Source organism: Pseudomonas sp. 2VD (assembly GCF_005503585.1).
Classification (GTDB): domain Bacteria; phylum Pseudomonadota; class Gammaproteobacteria; order Pseudomonadales; family Pseudomonadaceae; genus Pseudomonas; species Pseudomonas aeruginosa.
The window spans coordinates 1-6,606 of the sequence record NZ_SCND01000336.1; the positions used below are offsets into that span (position 1 = coordinate 1).

6 protein-coding genes and 1 pseudogene are annotated in these 6,606 nt (G+C 69.6%); 2 read left to right on the forward strand and 5 right to left on the reverse strand.

From position 1 onward, the window contains the following. Positions 1–208: hypothetical protein (locus tag FFS27_RS26165; protein WP_137952299.1), on the reverse strand; the 208-nt coding region annotated here is incomplete at its 3' end. A 342-nt stretch (positions 209–550) separates the two neighbouring features. On the opposite strand from FFS27_RS26165, the gene dkgB reads away from it, so the two are divergent. Continuing rightward, the gene (dkgB, locus tag FFS27_RS26170) at positions 551–1,369 is read left to right on the forward strand and encodes a 2,5-didehydrogluconate reductase DkgB (protein WP_003137520.1); all 819 of its coding nucleotides are present in this window, start codon (positions 551–553) and stop codon (positions 1,367–1,369) included. A gap of 49 nt (positions 1,370–1,418) precedes the next feature. Here the strand turns inward: dkgB and FFS27_RS26175 are convergent, their stop codons facing one another. After that, complete coding sequence (locus FFS27_RS26175) at positions 1,419–1,877, reverse strand: GNAT family N-acetyltransferase (RefSeq protein ID WP_003110534.1); 459 nt, start codon at positions 1,875–1,877, stop codon at positions 1,419–1,421. Positions 1,878–2,008: 131 nt separating this feature from the next. Here FFS27_RS26175 and pdxR point away from each other — a divergent pair, with 131 nt between their 5' ends. Then, positions 2,009–3,499: a MocR-like pyridoxine biosynthesis transcription factor PdxR gene (pdxR, locus tag FFS27_RS26180; protein ID WP_137952300.1), complete on the forward strand. Its 1,491-nt coding sequence runs from the start codon at positions 2,009–2,011 to the stop codon at positions 3,497–3,499. A 15-nt stretch (positions 3,500–3,514) separates the two neighbouring features. Here pdxR and FFS27_RS26185 read toward each other — a convergent pair. From FFS27_RS26185 to FFS27_RS26200, 3 genes and pseudogenes are all read right to left on the reverse strand, one after another. Continuing rightward, positions 3,515–3,840 (reverse strand): annotated as a pseudogene (locus FFS27_RS26185) (gamma-glutamylcyclotransferase family protein). A 61-nt stretch (positions 3,841–3,901) separates the two neighbouring features. Then, a complete protein-coding gene (locus FFS27_RS26190; RefSeq protein ID WP_003112050.1) occupies positions 3,902–5,611 on the reverse strand; it encodes an amidase in 1,710 nt (569 codons plus the stop codon). Between the two features lie 200 nt (positions 5,612–5,811). Next, on the reverse strand, positions 5,812–6,606 hold a 795-nt coding region (locus FFS27_RS26200), incomplete at its 5' end, for a FecCD family ABC transporter permease (protein WP_137952301.1).

The window sequence follows — 6,606 nt, forward strand, 5'->3', positions numbered from 1 at the left end:
GCTCCAGCGTGCCGCGTAGGGCCGGTGCGCGCCGGTCGGCCACGGCCGCGCGGTCGAAACGGATGCGCAGGCCGCTGGCGCCCTGCAATTGCTCGAGGGATGCGGCCAGGGGCTGGGCGGGAAGGTCAAGGGCGATGGGAGCGGCCTGGGCGGCCAGGGAAAGCGAGGAGAGACCGAGCAATAACGCACTGGAAACGACGTGTTTCATCTGCAGTGTCCTGGATGGCGGCGCAGGCAGGCCGTTGGCGCGACCGGCTGCGTTTCTTGTTTATGTGGGAAACCGGCGTAGGAATTCGCGGCGGGGCAAGTGTATGTAAATGTAAAAATGGAGTAAATGATAGAGATTATCGTTATCAGTAGTATTCGCGGGAATCCGATGAGCTGCGTTCTGCCAGCGGCTGACGGGGATTTCCGCTGGATACCTCCCGTGAAGGCCGCCTGGATTCGTGATTCCAGCGCAAATGAATTTGCTCGATTCGGGCCTTAATCGAAGAGATGTAAGCCGCCACACTGCGCTTCCTTCGAGTCATCCCGCCCACGGAGCGCAGCCATGTCGTCCACCATCCACCCCCTCCCGTCCTTCGGTCTCGGCACCTTCCGCCTCACCGGCCAGGTCGTCGTCGACTCGGTGCGCAGCGCCCTCGAGCTGGGTTATCGCGCCATCGATACCGCGCAGATCTACGGCAACGAGGCGGATATCGGACGCGCGATCGCCGAGAGCGGCGTACCGCGTTCCGAGCTGTTCCTCACCACCAAGGTCTGGGTCGACAACTACGCCTGCGAAAAGCTGCTCGCCAGCCTGCGCGAGAGTCTGGAGAAACTGCGCACCGACCGGTTGGACCTGGTCCTGATCCATTGGCCGGCACCCGGCAACGGCGTCGAGCTGGCGGAGTACATGGCGGCGCTGGCGGAAGCCAAGTCCCTGGGCCTGACCCGGCGGATCGGCGTCTCCAACTTCAACATCGAGCTGACCCGCCAGGCCATCGCCGCGGTCGGTGCGGGCGAGATATCCACCAACCAGATCGAACTCAGCCCTTACTTGCAGAACCGCGCGCTGACCGCCTACCTCGAGGAGCAGGGCATCGCGGTCACCTCGTACATGACCCTGGCCTACGGCAAGGTGCTGAAGGACCCGGCGCTGGCCGGGATAGCCGCCAGGCACCGGGCCACGGTCGCCCAGGTGGCGCTGGCCTGGGCGATGCAACTGGGCTACGCGGTGATTCCGTCCTCGACCCGCCGCGAGAACCTCGCCAGCAACCTGCTGGCGCGCGACCTGCGCCTGGACGCCGAGGACATGGCGCGCATCGCCGGCCTCGAGCGTAACGGCCGCGAGGTCAGTCCGCAGGGCCTGGCGCCGGCCTGGGACTGAGAACCGCGTCGAGGGTCCGCCGCGCCGAGGCTCCGGTCGCGCGGTCGGTTCAGAGCTCGATGCGGTATTCGATCACGCCCGGCTTGTCCGCCACCCAGTCGTACAGGCGCTGCGCCCTGTGGTTGCTTTCCTGGGTATGCCAGTAGAGCCGCGCGCAGCGACGTTCCTCGGCCTGCCGGCGGACGTACTCGATCAACTGCTTGCCGATCTGCTGGCCGCGCACGTCGGGCGAGACATAGAGGTCTTCCAGGTAGCAGACGTCCTGTGCCGCCCAGGTCGAGCGGTGGTAGAGGAAGTTGACGATGCCATGCAGGCGGCGACCGTCGCTGGCCACCGCGCAGTGCATCGGTTCGCCCTCGTCGAAGAAGCGCCGCCAGGTGGCCTCGGTGGTCTGTGCCGAGAGTTCGACTTCATAGAACGCCTGGTAGGCCTTCCAGTGTTCGAGCCACTGCTCGAAGTCCTCGTGTGCCACGGGGCGTACCGATACCAGTGTGTGCAGGGATTGCATCCAGTGCTTCCTTCTTTGGCTTGATGGGGCGATCCGGCGGAGGCCGGGACCGAGGGTCTTGACCCGGGTGTTTTTATAGCCGCCTAATGGCTTGCCATATCCCACCAATTAGATGATCGAGGGCAGACCATTTGTTCAGGCAATCACTGCTCGAATCGGTCAAGGCGCGACTCCTCCATCCACAGCTCCAGGCCCTGCCGCTGCATGCGCGAATCCAGCGCGCGATCCGCCAACTGATCCTCGACGGTGCCCTGGCGCCGGGCAATCCGTTGCCGGCCTCGCGGGCGCTGGCGCAGTCGTTGGGGGTATCCCGCGACACCGTCGAAGCGGCCTATGCGCACCTGCATGCCGAGGGCTTCATCGAGCGTCGGGTCGGCAGCGGCAGCGTGGTGGCCGCGGCTACCCGGCTGTCCCCCGGCCGGCGCGGCGCGGGCGCTCCACGGCGGGTCGGCGGCGCGCCGCGACTGAGCCGGCGTGGCGAGGCGATGCAGGCTGGCGGCGGGGTTCGCGAGCAGCTCGTCCCGCTCCCCTTCGCTCCCGGCGTGCCGGAGACCCGCACCTTTCCCCTGGCGACCTGGGAGCGCCTGCAGCGCCAGGTCCTCAAGGAATATGGCGCGCGCGCCCTGACCCACGGCGACCCGCAGGGCGCCGAGCCGCTGCGCCAGGCGATCGCCGACTACGTCAACCTGGAGCGCGGCGCACGGGCCACGGCCGACCGGGTACTGGTGCTGACCAGTTCGCAACAGGCGCTGGGTCTTTGCGCCAGCGTGCTGCTCGACGCCGGCGAGCGGATATTCGTCGAGGACCCGGCCTACTACGGCGCGCGCAAGGCCTTCGAGGCCGCCGGCCTGGAGTGCCTGCCGGTCCCGGTCGACGAACAGGGCCTGCGGCCCGAGCCGATCCTCGCCCAGCCGCAGGCGGCGCGGGCGCTGTGCCTGACCCCGTCGCACCATTACCCGACCGGCGTGACCCTGTCGCTGGAGCGTCGCCTGGCGCTGATCGAATGGGCGCAGCGGCAGCAGGCATGGATCATCGAGGACGACTACGACAGCGAGTTCCACTACGCCGGCCGGCCCACCGCCTGCGTGCAAGGCCTGGACGCCCACGAGCGGACGCTCTACATCGGCACGTTCACCAAGTCGCTGTTTCCCGGCCTGCGCATCGGCTACATGATCCTGCCGCCGGCGCTGGTGGCACCGATGACCGTCGCCCGCTCCCTGCAGGACGGGCACAACGCCTCGCTGGCGCAACTGACCCTGGCGCGCTTCATCGCCGGCGGCCACTTCGGCGCCTACGTGCGCGGCATGCGCAACCTCTACGGCGAGCGCCTGGGATTCCTCGCGGAGCGGGTAGGCAAGCGTCTGGGCGGCCTGGTCGAGCCGCGCGTGCCGGCCGGCGGGCTACAGATGCCCGGGCTGCTCTGCGCGGAAATCGACGAAACGCGCGCCATCGCGGCGGCATACCGCGCCGGTGTCGAGCTGGTCGGGCTCAGCGCCCTGCATCTCGCCGCGCCACCGCGAGCGGGTTTCCTGATGGGCTTCGCCGCCTACACCACGGACGAGCTGGAGGCGGCGGTCGGGGTCCTCGCGAAGACCCTGCGCGCTTTGCGTGCGAATCCCTAGGCCGCCGGCAAGCGCTCAGTCGCGCAGGGCGTAGACGTAGGCATCGACCTGGGCGCCGTCGGCCAGCGTTACCCGGGTCGCCACGCGCCGGTATTCGGTGCCTTCGAATTCATCCAGCGCGGGCCAGTGCTCGGCGAGGCGGTCGGAGACGAACACATGGCCGTGGATTTCCTCGCCGTCGGCGTCGATCGCCAGGCCCGGAAAGCCCATCCCGGCGCCCAGCCCTTTTCCAGCAGGCGACCGCGGAGGCTGGCCGCCTGCCACTGCCCGCCGATCTTCTGCATCAGGTGTTCGTTGGGACGGCCGGGGCCGAGGCTGCCGTAGACGAAGAGTCGCTGCATCGATAACTCCCTTGAACGGAACAGCGCGGGCGCAAGACGCGAAGCCTTCCGCCCGCGCCTTTCACTTGCTTGCCAGCGGTGGAGTACGCGGCGGCACGATACGTCGCGAGCCGGTCGACTCGAAGGCCGCGGCGAAGCGCAGCAGCGCCGAGTCGTCGTAGGCGCGGCCGGCGAAGGTCAGGCCCACCGGCATGCCGATGTCGGCCATCACCCCCATCGGTACGGTGACCGTCGGCACGCCGAGGTGGCGGATGGCGAGGTTGCCGTTGGCGACCCAGACACCGTTGCTCCAGGCGATGTCGGCCGAGGCCGGGTTGACGTCGGCGTCCGCCGGGCCGACGTCGGCGACGGTGGGGAAGAGCACGGCGTCCAGGCGCAGGCGTCGCATCCACTCCTCGAGGTCGATCCGCCGGGTTTCCTCAAGGCCGCGCAGGCCATCGGGGAGGGTCGCGATCCGGTCCCAGGGCTTGATGCCGCGCTCGGCCATCCGCACGTATTCGTCCATGCCGGCGGCCAGGTCGCCCTCGCGGTTGGGCAGGGTGCCGGGGTCGTGGGGGAAGATCTGCGGGCCGTCGACATCCGCCAGGCGGTTCAGCTTCGGATCGCCATTGGCGCGCAGGAAGTCGTCGAAGCCCCAGGCCGAGAGTTCCCACAGCTCGTCGTGGAGGAATTCCTTCGACACCAGGCCGCGGTTGAACACGGTGGGCGCGCCGGGTCGGTCGCCTTCGCAGTTCGACACCAGCGGGAAGTCCACTTCGATCACTTCGGCGCCGGCGGCTTCCAGGGCCTTGCGCGCCTGTTCCCAGAGGGCGATGACCGAGGGGCGGGTATGGATGCGCTGGCCGGTCGGGCCGCCGATCCCAGGGGACTCGCTGGTGCCCGCATCGGGGTCGGCGTTGATGAACATGCGCGGCACGCCGAAGCGCTTACCGGCCAGGGCCTCGGCGCCTGCGGCCAGGGCTGGGTAGCTCGCCGGGCGTACCTCGGAGGCCTTGGGGATCGGCACCCAGGGCTGCATGCGCCAGAGGTCGCCGCGGGTATCGGGATCGTCGGCGACCACTACGTCGAGGATTTCCAGCAGGTCGGCCATGCTCCGCGCATAGGGCACCACCACGTCCATGGTCGGCGTCAGCGGCCAGTTGCCGCGCACCGAGATCACCCCGCGCGAAGGGGTGTAGGCGCACAGGCCGTTGTTCGACGCCGGGCCGCGCCCGCTCGACCAGGTTTCCTCGGCCAGGCCGAAGGCGGCGAAGCTGGCCGCGGTGGCGGTGCCGGCGCCATTGGAGGACCCCGAGGCGAAGGGCGCGGTGAGGTAGGCGGCGTTGTACGGGCTCTCCGCGCGGCCGTAGACGCCGCGCTGCATGCCGCCGTTGGCCATGGGCGGCATGTTGGTCTTGCCCAGGCAGATCGCCCCGGCGGCGCGCAGGCGCTCGACGGTGAAGGCATCGCGCTGGGCCACCAGGTCCTTGAACGCCGGGCTGCCGGAAGCCGCGGTGAGGCCCTTGACCAGGTAGCTGTCCTTGGCGGTGTAGGGAATGCCGTCCAGCGGACCGAGGGTCTCGCCACGCGCCCGGCGGGCGTCGGAGGCCTGCGCTTCGGCCAGCGCATCGGGATTGCGCACCACCACCGCGTTCAGCGCGGTGGGCGTGCCGGGTGCATCGTAGGCGTCGATCCGCGCCAGGTAGGCCTGGACCAGTTCGACCGCCGTGGTACGACCGGACTCGAGCGCGTCACGCAGCTCGGCGATGGAAACCTCGGTGACCTCGATCATGCTGTCACCGCCTGGCGAATGGAGACGGGGAGACCGTTAGCGACGCTCATCATCGTTCCTCTTGTTCTCTGCTCGATGCGACGGGGGCCGCGAGGCGGCCGGGTCGATACAGGGGATGCAGTGTACATCCTGGCCGGCGTTCGCGGCTTCCCTGGCGGGGGCGCGGCAACGGCAGCCTGGGCGGTCGTTGAGGCCAGAGCTCAGATCCGGCGGCTGCGCAGCAGTAGCCAGAGCAGGTAGAAACCGCCGAGCAGGCCGGTCATCAGGCCGATCGGCAGGTTGGCGACGTATGCCAGGCGCTGGCCGAGCAGGTCGGCGGCCAGCAGCAGGACCGCGCCCATCAATGCGCCGGACAGCAACGGCACCCCGGCCGAGCGGGTCAGGCGCCGGGCCAGTTGCGGGCCGGCCAGGGCGATGAAGGCGATGGGGCCGGCCGCGGCGGTGGCGATGGCGGTCATGCCGACGGCGACCAGGACCATCTGCAAGCGCACGCGCTCCACCGCCACGCCGAGCTGGGCGGCGCTGGCATCGCCCAGCTCCAGCACTTCCAGGCGACGACCGTGGTACAGCGCCAGCGGCACGCTGGCGAGCAGGCCCAGCGCTGCCGGGACGACGTGCGACCAGGTCCGGGTGTTCAGCGAGCCGGCCAGCCAGAGCTGGGCGTACATCGCCTGGTCGAGGTTGCCGGTGACCAGCAGCAGGCTGTTCAGGCCCGACAGGCTGGCGCCGACACCGATGCCCACCAGCACCAGGCGGTAGCCGCCGGCGGTGGCGCCCCGGCGCGCCAGCAGCACCACCGCCAGCGCCGTGCAGAGGCCGGCGGCCAGCGCCGCCAGCGAGGTGGCCAGCGGGCCGGCATCGAACAGGATGATCTGCACGATGGCGCCGCTGGCGGCGCCGGTGGTGAAACCGATGACGTCGGGCGAGCCCAGCGGATTGCGCGAGATCGACTGGAAGATCGCCCCGGCCATGCCCAGCGCGGCGCCGACCAGGCA